This window comes from Acinetobacter sp. YH01006 (genome assembly GCF_013420445.1).
GTDB classification, from domain to species: Bacteria; Pseudomonadota; Gammaproteobacteria; order Pseudomonadales; family Moraxellaceae; genus Acinetobacter; species Acinetobacter pseudolwoffii.
Window position 1 is genome coordinate 22,349 of the sequence record NZ_VOYB01000001.1, and the last position, 20,106, is coordinate 42,454.

The following is a 20,106-nucleotide window of genomic DNA, read 5'->3' on the forward strand; positions in this document are numbered from 1 at the left end:
AGAAAATATTTTCGCCGTGACGACGTCACCGCATATTAGATTGCTCAGGAGGGTTTATCAATGCCTATTACCGTACATGCCTATACTTCTTTAGAAAATGATGAAGTGCGCAGCCAGCTTGAGCGACTGTATGACACTAGCCCTGAATTTAGCGATGGGGCAGATGCCATGGAACAACTAGAGCAAAACCTTACACAGTATACCTCAGTTTATAGTGCAGAATTTAATACCAAGATTATCGGGGCAATCTGGTGCACCGGACAGGGAGAAAGCCGGATTCTGGAAAATATCGTGGTGCATCCGGCCAACCGCGGGCGTGGCGTTGCAGAAAGGCTGGTCAGTGAAGTCTGCCGCATGGAAGAAGAAAAAGGGGTCAAGAATTTTGTGCCGGGGTGTGGTGCCATCCATCGTTGTCTGGCCAATCTGGAAAAAATCTAAAAATAGATCAAGCAGTCGCAGCCTTCGGGCTGCTTTTTTGTAAATAAGACCGCAGATTTGTTTTATTGGTGAAGTCTTTGGTAAAAACTGTTTAATTTATGACTCAAATTGATGCGAGTTGATGGAAAAGTAAACATTTGATGAAAATTATTCTCTGCGCTCTTGACGATTTAAAGCTGAAACTGTTTAATACGCGACATCGGCGTGATAGCTCAGTAGGTAGAGCAACGGATTGAAAATCCGTGTGTCCCCAGTTCGATCCTGGGTCTCGCCACCATATTTTAAAACATTTTAAAGTTTTCAATCCCTGATCCCATCAGGGATTTTTTTTAGACCAAAATTCAGTCATTCAATTATTTTTTTTATAATTTTGATTGACTAATGCAGCCAGATACGGCTTAATACACCGCATCGGCGTGATAGCTCAGTAGGTAGAGCAACGGATTGAAAATCCGTGTGTCCCCAGTTCGATCCTGGGTCTCGCCACCATATTCAAAAAATCCTCAAACCATGTTTGGGGATTTTTTTTGCCTGTAATGTTTGCCTACAACAAAATCAGATCAGAATTAAATCTATATTTTCTTATTATTCCTGCCGTATTTTTTTCTATTTTTTTATCCTGTTTATTCATGATTGACCGTTTATCAAACTTAACAATAGGCGCTTGTATTACTTGTAAGCTTTCAATCTGAAGCTTTCCTATTGTCCAAATGAGGGCTAAATCATGAATCTCCTAAAGCCGAGCATACTGGGCCTGATCACGGCCTGTGCTGCCTTTACACTGCCGATATTCAGCCATGCTGCACCTGCCACTGTGTCTGATCCGGTGGTATTGCCGACACTCACTGTCATGGCCGAACCGGAACTGCGCGCCGTGACTGAAAAAATGATGCCTTATCAGGAACAGAACAGCCAACTTAAGGCCCTGCAAATGCGTCTGATGAAAATCGAACGTGATATTCAGGCCTATAGCGTAGATGGCGACATTGCTGCGAATATTGATGTAATGCGGTCGCCGGTCGCCCCCGATCTGGATAGTCTGCCTGTGGTATTTCGTGAATATGTACTGGCAATAGCACAGGGCTTACAGTCTTCAGACCCAAGAAATGGTGTGTATGTCTTGCTGCAACCCTTTGGTATTAACAGGGATGCCACCAACGTGCAAATCGTACGTGAACAATTTGACCCAAATCGACTCAGCCTGAGCTTGCCATTTGATTCCAGATAATCGTTGTTGACAGCCTGAAGGCTTGGGTCTGCAGGATCAGCCAGCAGAAGATTTCGGATTAAATTACTTTCCGGGCACGATGATTCTTGCCTGAGCATGCCATATGAGCGGTCAAACCAAATCTCTTGAATTGTGTCTAAAAAATAAGCATAGTGTGTATTATCAATAAGATCTGACCGACAGAGCTGGAGCGTGTACATGCCGCGTGTTTTTATGATATTAGCCGCTGTTACGCTGGCAATTTTTATTGGACTGTTTTATCAAAATTCTGTCCAGCAAAAACATCAGGCCGAGTTGCTCGAGTATGAAACCGTGCTGGAAGAAAAAACCCAGAGCATTGTAAGGCAAGCACAGGACTGGTCTAAACCGATTCAGCTTGAGCTTGAGGATGATCGTCTGGATGGGGACTATGCCATCATGGCCGAATTTATGCTGGGTCAACTACGGGACAGTGCCGAGGAGCGCAATCAGTATCTACGCGACCTGAAAGCGGCCAACTGGCAGAATTTTCTGGATATTGACCGTCTGGCCAAGGATCAGGCACAAGACTATAAAGAAACCGAAGCCATGCTCAAGCAAGTGCATCAAATTGTGAACAGCTATCAGCAGCAAATTCAGCAGCGTGATGCCGAGCTGATTAATAAGGCACAGCAACTGGATATTAAAAACCGTTATCGCCAGCAGCTGACCGCGAACCTGCAAGCTGATCAACAGCAAAGTAATGCCCATGCGATCTTTGTGATTGAGAAACAAAGTCTGGCCAAGGCAGATGCCTTATTTGCCGTATTGAAAAAGCATAAATGGCAAAAGAAAAATAAAACTTTTATGTTTTATGAAGATAAAGCCGTGAAAGAGTTTAATGCGCTGTATAAAGAAATATTAAACCTGAATAAACAGATGCAACAGATTGCGACAGCAAACCAGAAAGCGGTTGAAAACAAGTTATAACCCTGTAGGCGATCACAGGATTGCCACATGACTGTCATCTGCTGTTCAAACTTAGTGCTTAAATTGAATGTGTCGCACAGATCACGACATAACATTTAAGCAGGTGAGTCATGCAAACAATTCAGGTTTTTGCTGATATTCAGCAGGTGTACGGTGAGTTTGTCGCAAATAAAATATGTCCAAAACTACAAAGTCTGAATAATGAGGGCAGGAGCCGATTTTTCTTGAATCAATATTTCAAGCTGATAGAGGACTGGCACTATACCGAACAGATTGTCATCCAGTTTAATCAGCAATATTTCAGTCTGGATCTGGAAGGCGCGCCGGATTTTATGGATCAGGAAAATTATATGCGCTGGCTACAATCAGAACTACTGCATTAATCCAGTCACCCTATTCATTCTCTGGCTAAACCCAAGCTGTCGATCGAGGCAGCTTTTTTATTTTCCAGATTTGGTCTGCATCTTGCTGCTGTATTGGCACAGCGTAAATAAGCGCTGATTCCAATTCCGGCCTGAACCAGCTATGCTGAAATGAATAAAACCGTCGCTATAAGCATGACAGGCGGCGCATGCATGAGATGGAGGGCGATATTGATGCAAGAACTGATTTGTTATAAGGAACTTCCGGTCTGGACAGAAAAGAGTATTCCTCAGGGCTTCAAGAATCAGCACAATACCAAAGCAGGGACTTGGGCCAAACTGACGTTACTTAAAGGTGAGTTGCATTTTGCCATGCTGGAAGCATCCGGTGCGGTGCAATCTGAACATGTGTTTACACCAGCGCAGCAACCGCCATTTATTGAACCTGAGGCTTGGCACAAGATTGTTTCTGCCAGCGAGGATGTCGAATGCCAGCTGCGTTTTTATTGCCAGCCTGAAGATTACTTCATCAAAAAATATCAGTTGAATCCTACCCATTCTGAAGTACTGGCTGCCATGCCCTATTTAAAGGGTGGCCGTGCGCTGGATGTCGGTTGCGGTACAGGACGTAATGCGCTGTATTTAAGTCAGAATGGTTTTAATGTCGATGCTTGGGATGTCAATGAAAACAGTTTGCAGACCTTAAGACAGATTGTGCAGACGGAGCACATTGACCACTTGCAGATCCAGCGCCGCGATCTCAACACAGATACCAGTATTACAGGCCAGTATGACTTCATTTGCTGCACCGTGGTGATGATGTTCCTTGAGGCGAAAACCATTGCACCCTTGATTGCGCAGATGCAGCAGGCCACCGTGCCGGGTGGTTATAATCTGATTGTCTGTGCGATGGATACGCCAGAGATTCCGGTACAGCCCGATTTTCCATTTAGCTTTAAGCCGGGCGAGTTACGGGCTTATTATGAGGACTGGAAGATTGTGAAATACAATGAAAATATTGGTGAGCTGCATCGGGTGGATGCGCAGGGCCAGCGGATTAAGCAGCACTTTGCCACCATGCTGGCGCAGAAGGTTGAATAAAAGATTAAGGATTTTTTAAATTCTTGAGCTTAAATAAGACTAACTAAAACAAAAAAGATGTCAGGATGACATCTTTTTTTATGCTTAAAAAATCTTAAGCTGCTTTTTTAAACCAAGAGAACCAGCCTTTTTTCTCAGCTTTTACTTCTGCTTTTTCAGCAGCCGCGTCTTTGGTTTCTACTGCTTCAGTTTGCGCAGCTTCAACGTGTTGTTCTGCTGTAGCTTGAGCCATTTCTACTTGAGTCGTCGCTTCTGTTTTTACTGCTTCAGCTTTAGTTTCAGCCGCTTGTTGATTTGCAACAACAGTCGCTTGAGTCGCTTCAACTTTCGCTTGTACAGGTGCAGCAGTTTCTTTAGCAACAGTTTGGGTTGTTTTGGTTACAATAGTTGCTGGCGCAACTTGAGCTTCAGTTGCCATTGCAGATGCAGAAGTCGCTACGATTGCAGTCGCGATCATTGTTTTAAGCATGTTCATATAAACCCTTTTAAGGAAATAGGAAAAAAGAGGCTTGATCATACATTTATAAAATTTAAGTGCTTCATAAATAGGATTTTATTGGTTGATTTTTCAACTAAAATTACAAAGGGATAACATTTTGATTCTTAAATAACTATAATTATAAAAAAAACATAGAATTACTAGAGGGTTGGTTTGAGCGAGTTAGAAACAAATGGCTATTTGATATGTAGCAAATGTAATTCAACAAATAGGGTCGTTGAAATAGGCCGTCAAGGTGTTTATAAATGCGGTACTTGTAGAAATGATTTATTGGTTATTAATAGAGAAAAAAAGGGCTCTAAAGTAATTCCCCTTTTAGTTGCTTCGATTTTTATTGGAGTGTTAGGAGGATTTGGTATTGATCAAATACAGGAAAAACTTAAACCATCTGAAATTACCTACTCTGAGTTGAGTACAAGTTGGGAAGATTGGCAAATTGAAGCTTTTGACAGAAATTGTAAAGCCAATTACTCACAATTAGAGAAAAACTGGTCTTCTGAAAAGATTGCTAAAATATGTACATGCCTTGTGACATATATTGTTGAAAGGACGGATTATCCTAAATGGGGAAGGTTACGTGACGCTATTGTGAATGAGAGCAATAAAGAATGTCGTTAAAACAAAATCAACAGAATGAACATATATTAAGATTTTTAGATTTATTAGACATGTGCTATGAGGGAAAATTAAAGATGTTTAGCGATGAATTTTCTAATGGGGATAATTCTTTTTATGAAAAATTAAAAAAAGAAGTACAACGTGCAAAAGCTGGTGCAATTTCATTAAATAAAGAGGATGTCTTTAAAAAATATAACTTTTTTTTAGAGTATAAGCTTTGGGAAAAGAATAATACTAATAGGGAAATGAAAATTTTTGATTTAAAGGTAACTAAATTTATTAGAAATAGACATGAGTAAGTAAGAGATTTAAAAAAATCTCTTACTTTTATTACTTGGCTTTATTGAGAAATAGAAGAAATTAAATTGGATCTCTTAGCAAATTTATGAATATTGAATTTAATTTGCTTTATTGCAGCCTCTCCTCCTATTTGTAAAATATTGTGGCTGTAATCGTAACCATGAGATAGTTCATTATTTTGAAAAAAGCGACCTAGAGGGTCAATCATTAAGTAAGATTGAGTCATTTCATCATTATTTTCTGAAAAAATAATTTTTTTAAACTTGCTGTGTCTATTTATAAACTCATAGAAGTCTTCATTGTTGATGGAGTTTTCTTTGGTTAATATTGGGAGCATTTTAAAAATTTTCCATTTAGTTGGGGAGGCGTTTTTGATAAATAAATTAAAGTCTTCTAACTTATTTAATTCATTAATAACAGTGTTTATTTTAATTTCTATATTTGGGTTTATTACTCTTATTAGTTGGATGTTCTTTAGAAGTTCATTGATATTCATTGGAGTGTTTTTTACAACTCTTCCTATTTCTTTGTTGGTATTTGAATTGAGTGAGTCAATGCTAAATCCAATAGATGAAAATTCATTTCCAATCATTTCTATTAATTCACCATCTAATAAACTACCATTGGTAATAGCTGATAATTCAAAATGATATTTTTTTGCTTCTTTAATTATTTCTAGAATTTTTTTCTTATAAAGAAAAGTTTCTCCACCAACTAAGTTAAGGCGTATTCCAGTAAAGTTAGTTCCTTTATTTTGATTTACAATCATTGGTAGTAGCGATATTTCTTTAACTAATTGTATGATTTTTTCATTATTATGAATAATTTCTTTATTCTCATTTTTTTGCCATTTTGCAAAACAATAAAAACATTTGTAGTTACATGCTTCAGTAATGTGCCAATTAACAACTAAATTTGTCATTTTTCTCTCAGAGTTAAGTGTAGTCAGGTGATTCCTTTAATTAATACTAGTATTTAGTCGGCGCATTTTCGGGGACAAACAAGGGACAAAAAACCCCGCACTAAGCGGGGTTTATTTTTATTTCAGTATTTAAGAATTAAACACGTTCGATAATGGTCGCAATACCTTGACCCAAACCAATACACATGGTCGCAAGACCAATTTGCGTATCTTGCTGTTCCATCACGTTAAGCAGAGACGTGGTAATACGCGCACCAGAACAACCGAGTGGGTGACCCAACGCAATCGCACCACCGTTATGGTTCACGATGTCTTGCTTGTCATAAATGCCTAAGCCCTTAAGAACAGACAGACCTTGTGCAGCAAAGGCTTCGTTCAATTCAAAAGTTTGAATATCAGAAATCGCAAGGCCAGCACGTTTCAAGGCTTTTTGCGTTGCCGGAACCGGGCCGTAACCCATGATCGCAGCATCACAACCTGCAACTGCCATAGAGCGGATCACGGCACGTGGCTTAAGACCTAAGGCTTGTGCACGCTCATAAGACATGAGCAACATTGCAGAAGCACCATCAGACAAGGCTGAAGAGGTTGCCGCAGTCACTGTACCGCCTTTCGGATCGAACACTGGACGTAAAGCACGGAATGATTCGATGTTGGCATCCGGACGGATCACTTCATCGATATCACATAGAACTTTATAACCATCAGCGTTGTGACCTTCAATGCCCACAATCTCGTTCTGGAACAGACCATTTTCAGTCGCAGCCCAGGCACGACGATGTGATTCCACACCAAAGGCATCCTGTTCCTCACGGCTAATGCCATTCATGCGACCCAGCATTTCCGCAGTCAAGCCCATCATGTTGGACGCTTTGGCATAATGCTTAGACGCTTCCGGGTTCAGGTCGATACCGTGCATCATGCCAACGTGACCCATGTGCTCGACACCACCAATGATGAAGATATCACCCTGATTGGTGGCAATTTGCGCAGCCGCAGTATGAATCGCCTGCATAGACGAACCACACAAACGGTTCACGGTTTGACCAGCCACAGTTTTCGGCAAGTCTGCCAGTAATGCGATATTACGGGCAATGTTCATCCCTTGTTCCAGAGTCTGGTTGACACAGCCCCAGATCACGTCTTCAACTTCATTCGGGTCGAATTCGTTACGTACCATCAGGGCACGGACAAGTTCAGCAGACAGGCTGTCCGCACGTACATTGCGGAACATACCGTTTTTGGTTTTACCCATTGCTGAACGTACGCCATCGACGATGACAACGTCACGTGGATTTAAAGTAGCCATTCACGTTGCTCCTTAACCGTAGAATTTTTTGTTGTTAGCAGCCATTTCACGCAACATTTCTGGCGCTTCATAAGCTTTACCAAGGTGCGCATACTTATTGCAAAGCGCAACATACTCAGCTACACCGGTTTGATCGATGTAACGGCATGGACCACCACGGAATGGAGGGAAACCGACACCCATGATCATTGCCATATCTGCTTCAGAAGCAGTCGCGACAATGTTGTCTTCCAGGCAACGAACCGTTTCGTTACAGAAAGCCAGCATCATACGGTCAATGATTTCCTGAGCGTCAAATTCACGTTTTTCCACAGTTGCAACAGAGGCCACAAGCTCATATGCAGTTGGATCAACCACTTTGGCTTTTTTGCCTTTACGGTCAAGTTCATACTTGTAGAAACCCACGTCGTTCTTTTGACCCAGACGTTTGTTCTCATACATGGTTTGAATCGAACCTTTGAAGTCCGGTTTCATACGATCCGGGAAGCCTTCAGCCATCACTTCTGCACCATGCACGCCAGTATCAATACCGACAACGTCCATCAGGTAAGCAGGGCCCATCGGCCAGCCGAATTTTTCCATCACTTTATCGATTTGCTGGAAATCAGCACCATCTTTAAGCAATAGGTCAAATGCACCGAAGTAAGGGAACAATACGCGGTTGACCAGGAAGCCCGGGCAGTCATTCACCACGATTGGTGTTTTACCCATTTTCTGAGCAAGTACCACAGTCGTTGCAATGGCTTCGTCAGAGGTCTTCGCGCCACGGATCACTTCAACCAAAGGCATCATATGTACCGGGTTAAAGAAGTGCATCCCCACGAAGTTCTCAGGACGTTGCAGGGTTTCAGCCAGACGCGTGATCGAAATCGTAGACGTATTTGAAGCAATGATGGTGTTCTCACGTACTGATTTTTCAGTATCAGCAAGTACAGCAGCTTTGATTTTAGGGTTTTCAGTTACCGCTTCAATCACGATATCCACTTCTTTAAACTCTTCCAGGCTTAAAGTCGGACGGATACGTGCAAGCGTTTCACCCATTTTCGCTGGTGTCATTTTTTTGCGTTCAACCTGTTTGGTCAACAGTTTGTTCGCTTCAGACATACCCAATGCAAGCTGTGGATTACCAATATCTTTCATGATGATTGGTGTGCCTTTGCTCGCCGCCTGATAAGCAATACCACCACCCATGATCCCAGCGCCAAGTACCGCCGCCTGGTTCACCGGATGCGCACCTTTTTCGTAGCGCTTCGAGGTTTTTTTCACGATCTGGTCGTTCAGGAACAAACCGATCAATGCACCTGCTTGTGGCGTAACTGCAGCTTTGGCAAAGCCTTCAGCTTCAACTTTTAACGCGTCATCACGATGCAAGCTTGCACCGGCCTGTAATGAATCAAGCAGTAATTTTGGCGCCGGATATTGAGCCGGATTGGCCTTGGCCAGAACCATGCCTTTCGATGAATTAAACGCCATCATCTGTTCGATCGGGCTGAGTTTAACCGGATCCAGTTTTTCCTGACGCTTGGTTCTCCAGTCTAAACGGCCATGAATCGCCTGTTTGACCAGATCAAGTGCAGCATCTTTAAGTTTGTCAGCAGCAACCACCGCATCTACAGCACCGTCTTTTAGTGCAGCAGCAGGCTTTTTCGGGTTGGCCATGGCCATCCATTCTACAGCATTGTCGATACCGATCAGACGGCTTAAACGCACTGTACCACCGAAGCCCGGGAAAATGCCCAGCTTGATTTCAGGCAGACCGACTTGCGCCTGTTCTGACATGACACGGTAGTCACACACCAGACACATTTCAAAACCACCACCCAGTGCCATACCATTAATGGCCGCCACTTTAGGAATGTCGAGATCTTCGAAGCTGTTGAAAATTTCATGTACCGGCATCGCCCAGTCAACAATCGCTTGTTCACCCTGAGCAAAGTTATCGCCGAATTCTGTGATATCGGCACCGACAATAAATGTAGATTTGCCTGAAGTGACAATAAGACCTTGAATATCGGCATGGGAGACGGCTTCAATAGCAGCCTTGAAATCTTCAATCGTTGCACGGTTGAATTTGTTAACGGACTCACCTTGTAAGTCAAAGCGGAATTCTGCAATCCCGTCCTCTAGCATTTGGACGGTAATGGCATTGCCAGCGTGGATCATGCCCTGATCTCCTTTATTTTGGAGGACTTCTAAGTTGATGTTGTGAAGCAAATGCGCATATCCCGCGCACTTTTAGACTTCGCTAATCTTACGATAACTATATCCAAAAAGAACATAACAAGTTGTATCAAGCCGTGACGCAAGGGTCATCAATTTTTGCCGAATCGATTCCATCTGCGCTGTATTTTTGTTGCCGTTTTTGACCACAGCCTGAACTAAAGATTCTGTTTCAATTCATTATTTTTTATCGATTAGCCTGATTGATATGGAGCAGGGTGGACAATATTCAAGGGCAGGCTTTGCTGCTATTTGGTCAATTCAGTCAATTATCGGCCTGTGGAACAAGGGAAATCAGGGCTGAATCTCACTCAGTACAGGGCGTGCAGGCATGTATAGATATTTTCGGATCAGCCGCAATAAAACTGTAGTTGATTGTTTTAGTCGAGGGTTTTCTGAGGATTTCAGCCCCAACATGCCTATGTTGATGCTAGGCCTGAAATAAGCGTGCTTCTGTTGGATATGACCTCTGTCATCTGGCACAGAATTGTTTATGATGATCAGGCACATAGATATGGGGATCTCGATGCAGGTATTTCGTTCCAAAAAAGACTGGTGGCTGGTCGCTTTTCTGATCTGTATGAGTGGCCTGTTACTGCAACTGCTGCTGACCATGCAGGCCAAAGGCACCCTGCAGCAATATCCACTGCACACCGCTATCTACATTCTGACCATTATTATTCTGTGGTGGCCGCTGTGGAGTACGCGCTATATGGTGGAAAATGGAGTGCTGAGCATTAAAAGCCTGTGGTTGAGCTGGCAGATTCCGTTGAGCGCCATCCAGTCCATTCAGCCGACAGATCATTCCATTATTGCACCGGCCTTGTCCTTAAAGCGTCTGCGGATTGACTATAGGGAAGACGGCGTGCAGAAATTTGTATTGGTTTCACCTAAAGATCCGACCACTTTTAGACAAGCGATTCAAGCAAATAAACCGGATATTGAGTCTGCATGATTTAAGCTTTTGCTTGCTCAGGCAGAACCACAAATTGTCCATCGACACAGTCCAGATGCAGACTGAACTGCTCGGGCTGGCTTAAAAAATACAGCGCCAGAACCGGTTCCAGTTCGGTACGCAGCTTGCGGCCCAAATGCCGGGCGCCGTAACGAATATCATGCCCTTGATAAAAATAGGCTTTGGCTGCATCCGATAAATGTACTTGTCGGTTTTGATGTTGCAGGCGTTTATTGAGTTTTTCCAGTTCAATTTCGACCAGACGCGGCAGGGCATCATGCTGTACCGCCTGATAATGCAGGCTGCGGTCAATCCGGTTCAGAAACTCAGGATCGAATTTACGCTGCATGACTTTTTCAATAATGCGCTGGGTGGGTACACGTTTCAGGCACAGCGCCTGCATTTGCTGTGGCAGGTAGCTGAGTTTCTCCAGATATTGCTGTGCGGCCTGTGCGCCGACATTACTGGTCATAAAGATCATGCAGTTACGAAAATCAATAGTTTTGGTTCCGGCTGTCAGGGTCAATCTTCCAGTATCCAGCACGTTCATCAAGCCGCGAATCACCTCGTTACTGGCTTTTTCCAGCTCATCAAACAGCATGATGCCGGGCCGGGTATGACTGCCGGCAATCGCCGTTTCATCAAACAGGCTATGCCCTTCTTTAGAACCGACATAACCCGGCGGTGCACCGGTGAGTGCTGCGGCATAATGTTCCTGTGCCAGGGTATTCATGTCAATCCGGCAGAAAGCATCCGGACGACCATAAATCGCTTCGGCAATCAGACGCACGGTTTCAGTTTTACCCACGCCGGTTGGGCCGAGCATCAAGGTGACCGAGAGTGGACGCTCCGGACTGGAGAAATCGGCCTTGACCACATGCAGCATTTTTTCAATTTCATTCAGTGCGGCATCCTGTCCAATCATCCGTTCACGCAGCAATTGCATCACGTGATTCGGCTCGAAATGAAAACGCGGTTTGCCAATCCGGCGATCACGCTCAGAGGGGTGATGGGTGGAGCTGGATGGTTGAACAATATGGATGCCCGATTGCTGCATGGTCATGCGAATCATCTCAAAACTAGACCCTTCGAGCATAGCAAAGTTAAAGGTTGAAATTTAGAGCTTTTAGCAATCAGATCATGCGGAGAAAGCTATAGATTGCAAAGATGGCTGAGCTATAGTTTTAAATTGGGTGTCAAGTTGAGGGGAATTTTGTGTTTTCGCTTGAAAATAACCGAATAATCATCACATATATCTGCAGATTGCATGTAAAAAATAGGCTTTAGGTGAACGAAAACGCACGTCCTCATATCGAGAAAATTTTGGCCAATATGACCAGCCTGCCCGGGGTCTACCGGATGTATGGCAAAGACGGCGAACTGTTGTATGTGGGGAAAGCCAAAAATCTAAAAAACCGGGTCTCCAGCTATTTTGTCAAAACGCTGGATCATCCCAAAACCCAGGCCTTGGTGGCGCGGATTTATGATATTCAGACCTTGGTGGTGCGCTCTGAAACCGAAGCCTTGTTGCTGGAACAGAACCTGATCAAGCTGCATCATCCGCCGTATAACATCATGCTGCGCGATGATAAATCTTATGTCTATATCTTTGTTTCCGCAGATAAACCTTATCCACGACTGGCCAGTGGGCGCGGCAAGGGCAAGCATCAGGTCGGCAAGTTTTTTGGGCCTTATCCGAGTGCCTATACCGCCCGGGATACCTTGGTGGTGCTGCAAAAACTGTTTAATGTGCGTTCCTGTGAAAACAGCTTTTTTGCCAACCGAACCCGTCCCTGTCTGCAATACCAGATCAAGCGCTGTTCTGCGCCCTGTGTCGGATTTATCTCTCCGGAAGACTACAAAGCAGATGTGGATAACTCGATTCGCTTTTTGCAGGGCGATACCAAGGAGCTGAATCAGGAACTGATCGCAAAAATGGAAGCGGCAGCCGAAGCTCTGGAATTTGAAAAAGCCGTGTTCTATCGCGATCGGATGGCACTGTTAAGAGATGTGCAGTCACAGCAGGCGATTTATAAGCTCAAAGGCGAAGCCGATATTTTGTCGATTGCTTATCAGGCCGGGGTGACCTGTGTGCAGATCATGCATGTGCGCAACGGTAAAATGCTCGGCGGAAAAAGCTATTTCCCGGATATGCTCAGTGATGATCTAGGGCAGATGCTTGCCGATTTTATTGCCAATTTCTATTTTCAGGTGGCGGATGAAATTCCGGCCGAGCTGATTGTCAATGTCGAAGTGGCCGATCGCAAGGAACTGGAAGCTGCCTTGTCGCAGCATTTTGACAAGAAAATCCAGATCAAGTCCAAGGTACGAGAAACCCGCGCGGAATGGCTGGAACTGGCACAAATGAATGTACAGCATGCGATTCAGGGCAAGCTGGCCAATCATTTTGAGCTGAATGACCGTTTCCATCAGCTGGAACAGGTGGTCGGCCGCCCGGTGGACCGGATCGAATGTTTTGATATTTCGCATACCATGGGTGAAGACACTATCGCGTCTTGTGTGGTATTTGATAGTGGTGGGGTACGTAAACGTGATTATCGTCAGTTTTCCATCCATGACATTCAGGCGGGCGATGACTATGCCGCCATGCGTCAGGCTTTGACCCGTCGTTATAAAAAAGCCATGCTGCCAGATTTACTCCTGATTGATGGCGGCAAGGGGCAACTGCATATGGCGATGGAAGTGATGCAGGAACTGGGGCTGGAGGCCTTTATGGTCGGTGTGTCCAAAGGCGAGGGGCGTAAACCCGGTCTGGAAACCCTGCACTTTACCGATGGTCGCAAGATTCAGTTGCCAGAAGATCATAAGGCACTCCATTTGATTCAGCAGGTGCGGGATGAAGCGCATCGCTTTGCGATTACCAAGCACCGCGCCAAACGCGATAAAAAACGCGGTTCATCGGTACTAGAAGTCATTCCGGGCCTTGGGCCAAAACGCCGTCGTGACCTGTTGACCCATTTTGGCGGGATTCAGGGCGTACTGAAAGCCTCAGAAAGAGATCTGCAACTGGTGCCGGGATTGGGTTCAGTCATGGCACGGATGATCTATAAAGTGCTGCATGAATAATTATCAAGCCCAATGCAAGGGCAAAAGAGCACATTGACGCACGGGTCATTGATCATTCACAGCAGAGCAAGCTTGACTCAATATACTGAGGATCAAGACTCACTGAGGGATCAACATGTCTTTGCAGGCGCTTTATGCACAAATTTCCGAACAGGAATGGGTGGAATTTCCATCAGGATGGTTACAGGGGCGCACCCTGTATGGTGGTCTGGCTGCAGCAATGATGATGCAAAAAGCGGTTATTCAGATCAATGATCCGGCCAAACATCTGCTCAGTTGCAGCGTCACCTTTGTTGGGCCGATCCAACAGGCGAAAGTGCGACTAAGTGCTGAAATTTTGCGGGAAGGTAAGTCGGTCACCACCATCGAAGTGCGTCTATGGCAAGACGAGGTAGTACAAAGTATTCTGATTGCCAGTTTTGGTATCTCGCGTGACTCGGAAATTCAGGTGCAGCAAGAAGAACAGGCACCTGACTATGCTGCACCAGAGCAGCTGTTGCAGATTCCTGCTGGTTATGGCCTGCCAGAATGTTATGACCATTTTGAAATCGCCTGGGCGGACGTCAATCTGCCTTGTAGTGCCAGCTCACGTCCGGACTTTGGCGGCTGGTGCCGTTTTCATCCTGAAAAGCATAGCAATCGTGAATTCCTGATCGCTGACCTGATGGCAATTTTCGACATCTGGCCACCTGGTGTACTGCCGATGTTTAAAAGTATGGCACCCGCGAGTAGTCTGACCTGGAGCGTGACCTATGTGCATCCGCTTCAGCATCAACTGCATGATTGGTTTAAATATAAAGTATTTACGGATCATGCTGCGGATGGTTATGCAACCGAGCATGCCTATCTATGGGATGCAGAAAATCGCCTGATTGCGATGGCAAGACAAACAGTGACGGTGTTTGCCTAGTGACACTGACAGCCAATTCGTATAAAGTGAAGCCTATTAATGATGGATCAAACCTCTAAAAAAGTGTGCATTTTCATCGTACATGAGGGGAACAATTGGCGGTGTCTATGACTACAGGTCGTATCCTGAATATTCCAAATATCTTGACCTTGGCGCGTATCGCTCTTATTCCGGTATTTTTATTGGTGGCTTACTGGCCGCCTGCAATGGGCTTTGAAGCCAACCATTCCGACATGACACGGCATATTATTTTGACCACGATTTTTGTAGTGGCTGCAGTGACGGACTGGTTTGATGGCTATCTGGCTCGAACTTTAAACCAGACCTCTGCTTTTGGCCGTTTTCTCGATCCGGTCGCAGATAAATTGATGGTCGCAGCTGCGCTGATTGTATTGGTGCAATGGCAACCTTCAATGTCGATGGCTTTTGCTGCGATTGTGATTATTTCACGTGAAATTACTGTTTCAGCATTACGTGAATGGATGGCAGAACTGGGTGCACGAACCAATGTTGCAGTATCAACCGTGGGTAAGTACAAAACGGCTTTTCAGATGATTGCGATTACCGTGTTTTTGCTGAACTGGCCACCACTGGAAATGCTGGCCTATGCCTTGTTGTACACAGCAGTCATCCTGACTTTATGGTCGATGTTTATTTATCTGAAAGCGGCTTGGCCCTATTTGAAACAGCCTTAAGCAAAATTAAAAAAATAAGCTCCTTGAAAGGGGCTTTTTTTATACTCCGAAATTATCAAAATTTGATAAATCACAGGCAAAAAAATACCCAGCCTTTGGGGGAAGAACTGGGATGAAATCGGGGTATTTGTTGCTTATTGTTATAGTTATTCAAAGATATCTCATCTTCTTAGAGCTCATTATAGAGAGACCATTTTACAAAATCATATGACTTCTTGTAGCAGATTGTTGTGTTTTGTGATCGGTCTGTATGTAGGATTTACAATCTATAATTTTGATACAAATATGAATGTTTTTCAGCAGGATAGTGGCTGACTATTGGCGGGGGATAGGCTAGGTAAAAATGCTTTTTAATCCTTCAGCTTTTGTCTAAAAAGTACAGAATACCGGCCGCCGCCCAATCAAAACCCTGAATTCAAGACATCAATAACTTAGCTTGCTGCTGTTGCTCTGTTCTTGAAATTCGAAAGCGCTATTGGAAAGAAAGATTTATAATTTCAGAAATGAAAAAGAGCCTCAAAAAAGAGACTCTTTTAGATTAAAGCCTACGCGCAGTATAGCTGCTTGTCTTGCGTTCGGGTGGAGCAGTATTAGAGATACTAAAAAGGAGCCTTTTCAGACCCCTTTATCACATTCGAAACTACGCGCTTCGCTTGTCTTGAGTAATGTTTAGAGCAGCGTATAAAAAAAGAATCTCCAATAATGGAGATTCTTTTAGATTAAAGCCTACGTGCAGCATAGCTGCTTGTCTTGCGTTCGGGTGGAGCAGCGCTCCACTAATCCTCACTCAGGCTTTAGCCCTTCAGCTTTTTCCAAAGTTTCGTCATTGCTAAAGAACTTTTCACGTTGTTCTTCTAGAAACTTTTTCGCGTCCGGTTCAAATACGTTTAAACGCTTTTCATTAATCAGCGTAGTCTGGTGTTTGAGCCATTCCTGCCAAGCCTGTTTAGACACATGGTCAAACAGTTCCTGACCCTTGGGACCTGGGAAGGGTGCAAAGTCCAGGCCTTCCATTTCTTGTTGATACTTACGGCAAAATACTTGTCGAGACATATCAATACTCCGAATTTAAGCTAAAAAAGTTAAGCGTAAAGATTTTCTAAGCGAGTATAAGCACGGGCAATAGCAGCTTCGACTTGCGCAGGTGCAGTTCCACCAATATGGTTACGTGCATTCACAGATGCTTCAAGTGTTAACGCTTTTTCAAATACATCGGCCTGAATCAGGTCAGAGAACTGTTGAAGTTGCTCAAGTGTCAGCTCAGACAAATCTTTCGACTCTGCAACACCCAGTGCTACAGCTTTGCCGACAATTTCGTGCGCATCACGGAATGCCACGCCATTTTTCACCAGGTAATCTGCCAGATCAGTCGCAGTAGAGAAACCACGTAGCGCTGCTTCGCGCATTTCAGCAATGTTTGGAACCAGTGCAGGAATCATGTCGGCAAATGCCATCAATGAACCACGTACCGTATCGATCGCATCAAACAAGGGTTCTTTGTCTTCCTGATTGTCTTTGTTGTACGCCAGCGGCTGGCCTTTCATCAGGGTCAGCAGGCTCATCAGGTCGCCATAGACACGGCCGGTTTTACCACGTACCAGTTCAGGCACATCCGGGTTTTTCTTCTGTGGCATGATTGAAGAGCCTGTACAGAAACGATCTGGAATATTCACGAATTTGAACTGCGCTGAAGTCCATAGAATCAGTTCTTCAGACATACGAGACAAGTGCATCATAATTAACGATGCAGCGGCATTAAATTCAATTGCAAAGTCACGATCCGATACTGCGTCTAAAGAGTTTTCAGCAACGGCTTCAAAACCTAACAGCTCAGCGGTGTAAGCACGCTCAATCGGGTAGGTGGTTCCTGCAAGTGCAGCAGAACCCAGTGGCATACGGTTGACACGTTTACGGCAATCAATCAGACGCTCAGAGTCGCGTACCAGCATTTCAAACCAGGCCATTAAGTGATGACCAAAAGTCACCGGCTGAGCGGTTTGTAAATGGGTGAAGCCCGGCATGATGGTATCGGTATTTTTAGCCGCCAAGCTTAAAATACCTTTTTGTAATTTTTCGAGTAATTTTAAAATCGCATCAATTTCATCACGTACATAAAGACGAATGTCAGTTGCGACCTGATCATTACGGCTACGGCCAGTGTGTAATTTTTTGCCTGTGATGCCAATACGCTGAGTCAGGCGCGACTCAATGTTCATGTGCACATCTTCTAGGTCAATGCGCCATTCGAACTTACCTGCTTCAATATCGGCTTGAATGGCAGTCAGACCTTCGATGATGTCATCGCGTTCCTGTGCCGTCAGTACGCCTACTTTGGCCAGCATGGTTGCATGGGCAATCGAGCCTGCAATATCCTGTTTATAAAAACGTTGGTCAAATTGAACAGATGCTGTAAATTCAGCAACAAAAGCATCAGTCGCTTCAGAGAAACGACCACCCCACATACCCGAAGTCTGGGCTTGTGATGGATTAGAGGAATTAGAAGATGTGGTCATGTCGGCTCAATCAGATTAAAAGCAGTAGAACGAAAAAGAGTATAACAAATTCAAAGCCTATTGCCGAAGTCACATCTGCTCAATCTTTCGCATCGATAAACAGGCAAACACAAAGTTCCTATTTTTTTAGCCAGATTGGCAATCTTCGCTATTTGCTGGAACTGTTTGTCGGCGGCAATATTCTGGCCATGATTCTAGCGCTCGCAGAAGCACAGTCGTGGCAAGCTTTAAATGCGATGCATCTGCTGCAATATATGCTGTATATCAACTGGGTACTGTTATGTTTTGCAGCACTGGTGGAATTATTCCATCAGGCCTTTCAGCATATGGGGATTAAGCTGGCGCTCATTTCCGGTTTTTTGCTACTACAAGCCATTGTGGTGCTGACCACCATCAGTCTGAATGTTGTGATACATTTTGGAATGAATTTTAATTTTCAGGGCTTAAACCTGGCAATTGCCCTGGATCAGGTCGGGTTGCATCTCAGTTTGGGTGTTTTGCTCGGTATGTTTTGTTTTCGCTATCTGTATTTGCGTGAACAATGGGAACAGCAGCAGCATAGTGAACTGAATGCCCGGATTCAGGCCATGCAAGCGCGGATTCAACCGCATTTTCTGTTCAATAGTATGAACAGTGTGATTAGCCTGATCAGCATCGATCCGGATAAAGCCGAACAGATGCTGCTGAATCTGTCCCGCTTATTTCGTGCCAGTTTTCAGGAATTGAAACTGGTCAGTCTGCAAGAGGAAATTGATCTGTGCCAGCGCTATCTGGAGATTGAGCAGATCCGTTTGGGTGAACGCCTGCAAATCGAATGGAAGTTAGAAAACAAAGACTTATACTCACAAGTACAAATCCCATTATTAACTTTACAACCCTTGTTAGAAAATAGTATTTTCCATGGAGTTGAAAAAATTCTCACAAAGAGTACGATAAGCATATTGGTTGAAATATTGCAAAATCAAATTAATATCATCATTACTAACCCTTATACGCAGGATAATAAAACTTTAAAAAAGGGGCATGGTATTGCAATAGAAAATGTCAGACAGCGTCTGCAAGCTTATTACGGACCCAGTATGACCTTTCAAACCTTTGCCGGCGAAGGGATGTTTACGACGGTAGTGCGATATCAATATAAATAAAAATAAATCAAAGAAATCGCAGTTAGCTTTATCATGTATTTGATCATGTTAACTGGGTAAGGAGGAGCAATGGACATCCTGATTTGTGATGATGAGCCTTTGGCTGTCGAGCGATTATCACGTTTGGTCTCTCAGCTGGGGCATGATGTGGTGGCGACTGCAAGTCATGGTCGTCAAGCGATTGATCTGGCTCACCAATACGAACCCGATGTCATACTATTAGATATTCAAATGCCTGAAATGAATGGCCTTGCTTGTGCGCAGTATTTGCGTCAGCTGGACCCGATGCCGGCAATTATCTTTTGTACGGCCTATGACCAACATGCGCTGGATGCATTTAAATCAAATGCCGAAGGCTACTTGCTTAAACCCGTGATGCAACAGGAATTGGCACAGGTTTTGGAGCACTTAACTAAACTTACCCAAGCTCAGATGAGCCAACTAAAACAAAAAGAAAATATGGACGAAATCAATATCAGCCGCCAGCAGATTGCGGCAAAGACCTATCGTGGTGTCGAATTGGTGCCAGTTGAAAATATCTATTATTTTCTGGCGGATCAGAAATATGTCACTGTACGTCATAAAAACGGCAGTGTACTGATTGATGAAACCTTAAAGGAGCTAGAGCAGGAGTTTGGGAACCAGTTTATCCGGATTCACCGTAATGCCTTGATCTCGGTGAATTATCTGGATGGTCTGGAAGTGGTCAGTTCAGGTCAGTATCAGGTGCGTTGTCGTGAGCTGGACGACCGTTTAGCGGTCAGTCGGCGACATTTGCCATTTTTAAGGGATCGGATTCAAAAGCTATAGCAGGAATCAATGAGAGCATTCAGTTGAAACTTGTATAAATTCACTT

At 44.1% G+C, this 20,106-nt stretch carries 20 protein-coding genes and 2 tRNA genes; 15 read left to right on the forward strand and 7 right to left on the reverse strand.

The genetic code is table 11. From position 1 onward, the window contains the following. Nucleotides 1-60: 60 nt before the first annotated feature. The 7 genes from FTT73_RS00140 (at nucleotide 61) to tehB (ending at nucleotide 4,077) form a co-directional block, all read left to right on the forward strand. Nucleotides 61-438: a GNAT family N-acetyltransferase gene (locus FTT73_RS00140; protein ID WP_005095200.1), complete on the forward strand. Its 378-nt coding sequence runs from the start codon at nucleotides 61-63 to the stop codon at nucleotides 436-438. A gap of 201 nt (nucleotides 439-639) precedes the next feature. Next, a tRNA-Phe gene (locus tag FTT73_RS00145) sits at nucleotides 640-715 on the forward strand. Nucleotides 716-851: 136 nt separating this feature from the next. Further along, nucleotides 852-927, forward strand: a tRNA-Phe gene (locus FTT73_RS00150). Nucleotides 928-1,162: 235 nt separating this feature from the next. Next, a complete protein-coding gene (locus FTT73_RS00155) occupies nucleotides 1,163-1,666 on the forward strand; it encodes a hypothetical protein (RefSeq protein ID WP_005095202.1) in 504 nt (167 codons plus the stop codon). 198 nt (nucleotides 1,667-1,864) lie between these two features. Next, complete coding sequence (locus FTT73_RS00160; RefSeq protein WP_180190837.1) at nucleotides 1,865-2,614, forward strand: hypothetical protein; 750 nt, start codon at nucleotides 1,865-1,867, stop codon at nucleotides 2,612-2,614. 110 nt (nucleotides 2,615-2,724) lie between these two features. Then, a complete protein-coding gene (locus tag FTT73_RS00165) occupies nucleotides 2,725-2,997 on the forward strand; it encodes a hypothetical protein (protein WP_005095207.1) in 273 nt (90 codons plus the stop codon). A 213-nt stretch (nucleotides 2,998-3,210) separates the two neighbouring features. Continuing rightward, a complete protein-coding gene (gene tehB, locus FTT73_RS00170) occupies nucleotides 3,211-4,077 on the forward strand; it encodes an SAM-dependent methyltransferase TehB (RefSeq protein ID WP_180190838.1) in 867 nt (288 codons plus the stop codon). A 94-nt stretch (nucleotides 4,078-4,171) separates the two neighbouring features. Here the strand turns inward: tehB and FTT73_RS00175 are convergent, their stop codons facing one another. Continuing rightward, nucleotides 4,172-4,552 (reverse strand): hypothetical protein, encoded by a 381-nt coding sequence (locus FTT73_RS00175; RefSeq protein WP_180190839.1) that lies wholly within the window; start codon nucleotides 4,550-4,552, stop codon nucleotides 4,172-4,174. Between the two features lie 177 nt (nucleotides 4,553-4,729). Here FTT73_RS00175 and FTT73_RS00180 point away from each other — a divergent pair, with 177 nt between their 5' ends. Together FTT73_RS00180 and FTT73_RS00185 are read left to right on the forward strand one after the other, a co-directional pair. After that, nucleotides 4,730-5,194 carry a hypothetical protein gene (locus tag FTT73_RS00180; RefSeq protein ID WP_180038649.1) on the forward strand — a complete coding sequence of 155 codons (465 nt, stop codon included), beginning with the start codon at nucleotides 4,730-4,732 and terminating at the stop codon, nucleotides 5,192-5,194. Then, complete coding sequence (locus FTT73_RS00185; RefSeq protein ID WP_180038648.1) at nucleotides 5,185-5,493, forward strand: hypothetical protein; 309 nt, start codon at nucleotides 5,185-5,187, stop codon at nucleotides 5,491-5,493. The genes FTT73_RS00180 and FTT73_RS00185 overlap by 10 nt, the downstream gene beginning before the upstream one ends. A 41-nt stretch (nucleotides 5,494-5,534) precedes the next feature. Here the strand turns inward: FTT73_RS00185 and FTT73_RS00190 are convergent, their stop codons facing one another. The 3 genes from FTT73_RS00190 to fadB all read right to left on the reverse strand — a co-directional run bounded on the left by FTT73_RS00190 (nucleotide 5,535) and on the right by fadB (nucleotide 9,888). Continuing rightward, complete coding sequence (locus FTT73_RS00190) at nucleotides 5,535-6,416, reverse strand: viperin family antiviral radical SAM protein (RefSeq protein ID WP_180190840.1); 882 nt, start codon at nucleotides 6,414-6,416, stop codon at nucleotides 5,535-5,537. A 136-nt stretch (nucleotides 6,417-6,552) separates the two neighbouring features. Then, entirely contained in the window at nucleotides 6,553-7,725 is a 1,173-nt protein-coding gene (gene fadA, locus FTT73_RS00195; RefSeq protein ID WP_005095215.1) for an acetyl-CoA C-acyltransferase FadA, read from the reverse strand. A gap of 12 nt (nucleotides 7,726-7,737) precedes the next feature. Then, nucleotides 7,738-9,888, reverse strand: coding sequence for a fatty acid oxidation complex subunit alpha FadB (fadB, locus tag FTT73_RS00200; protein ID WP_180190841.1), 2,151 nt, complete (start codon nucleotides 9,886-9,888; stop codon nucleotides 7,738-7,740). A 583-nt stretch (nucleotides 9,889-10,471) separates the two neighbouring features. Between fadB and FTT73_RS00205 the strand changes: the two genes are divergently transcribed. Then, complete coding sequence (locus FTT73_RS00205) at nucleotides 10,472-10,900, forward strand: PH domain-containing protein (RefSeq protein WP_180190842.1); 429 nt, start codon at nucleotides 10,472-10,474, stop codon at nucleotides 10,898-10,900. Nucleotide 10,901: 1 nt separating this feature from the next. Here the strand turns inward: FTT73_RS00205 and FTT73_RS00210 are convergent, their stop codons facing one another. Beyond that, nucleotides 10,902-11,963 carry an AAA family ATPase gene (locus tag FTT73_RS00210; RefSeq protein ID WP_180190843.1) on the reverse strand — a complete coding sequence of 354 codons (1,062 nt, stop codon included), beginning with the start codon at nucleotides 11,961-11,963 and terminating at the stop codon, nucleotides 10,902-10,904. A 224-nt stretch (nucleotides 11,964-12,187) separates the two neighbouring features. On the opposite strand from FTT73_RS00210, the gene uvrC reads away from it, so the two are divergent. The 3 genes from uvrC (at nucleotide 12,188) to pgsA (ending at nucleotide 15,592) form a co-directional block, all read left to right on the forward strand. Then, nucleotides 12,188-13,987 carry an excinuclease ABC subunit UvrC gene (gene uvrC, locus FTT73_RS00215; RefSeq protein WP_005173083.1) on the forward strand — a complete coding sequence of 600 codons (1,800 nt, stop codon included), beginning with the start codon at nucleotides 12,188-12,190 and terminating at the stop codon, nucleotides 13,985-13,987. Between the two features lie 115 nt (nucleotides 13,988-14,102). Continuing rightward, entirely contained in the window at nucleotides 14,103-14,897 is a 795-nt protein-coding gene (locus FTT73_RS00220; RefSeq protein WP_005095227.1) for a thioesterase family protein, read from the forward strand. A gap of 107 nt (nucleotides 14,898-15,004) precedes the next feature. Beyond that, entirely contained in the window at nucleotides 15,005-15,592 is a 588-nt protein-coding gene (gene pgsA / locus FTT73_RS00225) for a CDP-diacylglycerol--glycerol-3-phosphate 3-phosphatidyltransferase (protein WP_005095228.1), read from the forward strand. 783 nt (nucleotides 15,593-16,375) lie between these two features. Here the strand turns inward: pgsA and FTT73_RS00230 are convergent. Then, entirely contained in the window at nucleotides 16,376-16,645 is a 270-nt protein-coding gene (locus FTT73_RS00230; protein ID WP_005095230.1) for an oxidative damage protection protein, read from the reverse strand. 29 nt (nucleotides 16,646-16,674) lie between these two features. Further along, a complete protein-coding gene (gene argH / locus FTT73_RS00235) occupies nucleotides 16,675-18,105 on the reverse strand; it encodes an argininosuccinate lyase (RefSeq protein ID WP_171294103.1) in 1,431 nt (476 codons plus the stop codon). Here argH and FTT73_RS00240 point away from each other — a divergent pair. Both FTT73_RS00240 and FTT73_RS00245 read left to right on the forward strand, forming a co-directional pair. Further along, a complete protein-coding gene (locus FTT73_RS00240) occupies nucleotides 18,096-19,250 on the forward strand; it encodes a sensor histidine kinase (RefSeq protein ID WP_159138353.1) in 1,155 nt (384 codons plus the stop codon). The two genes, argH and FTT73_RS00240, sit on opposite strands and share 10 nt — an antisense overlap. Nucleotides 19,251-19,319: 69 nt before the next feature. Beyond that, a complete protein-coding gene (locus tag FTT73_RS00245) occupies nucleotides 19,320-20,060 on the forward strand; it encodes a LytTR family DNA-binding domain-containing protein (protein ID WP_005095238.1) in 741 nt (246 codons plus the stop codon). Nucleotides 20,061-20,106 lie beyond the last annotated feature (46 nt).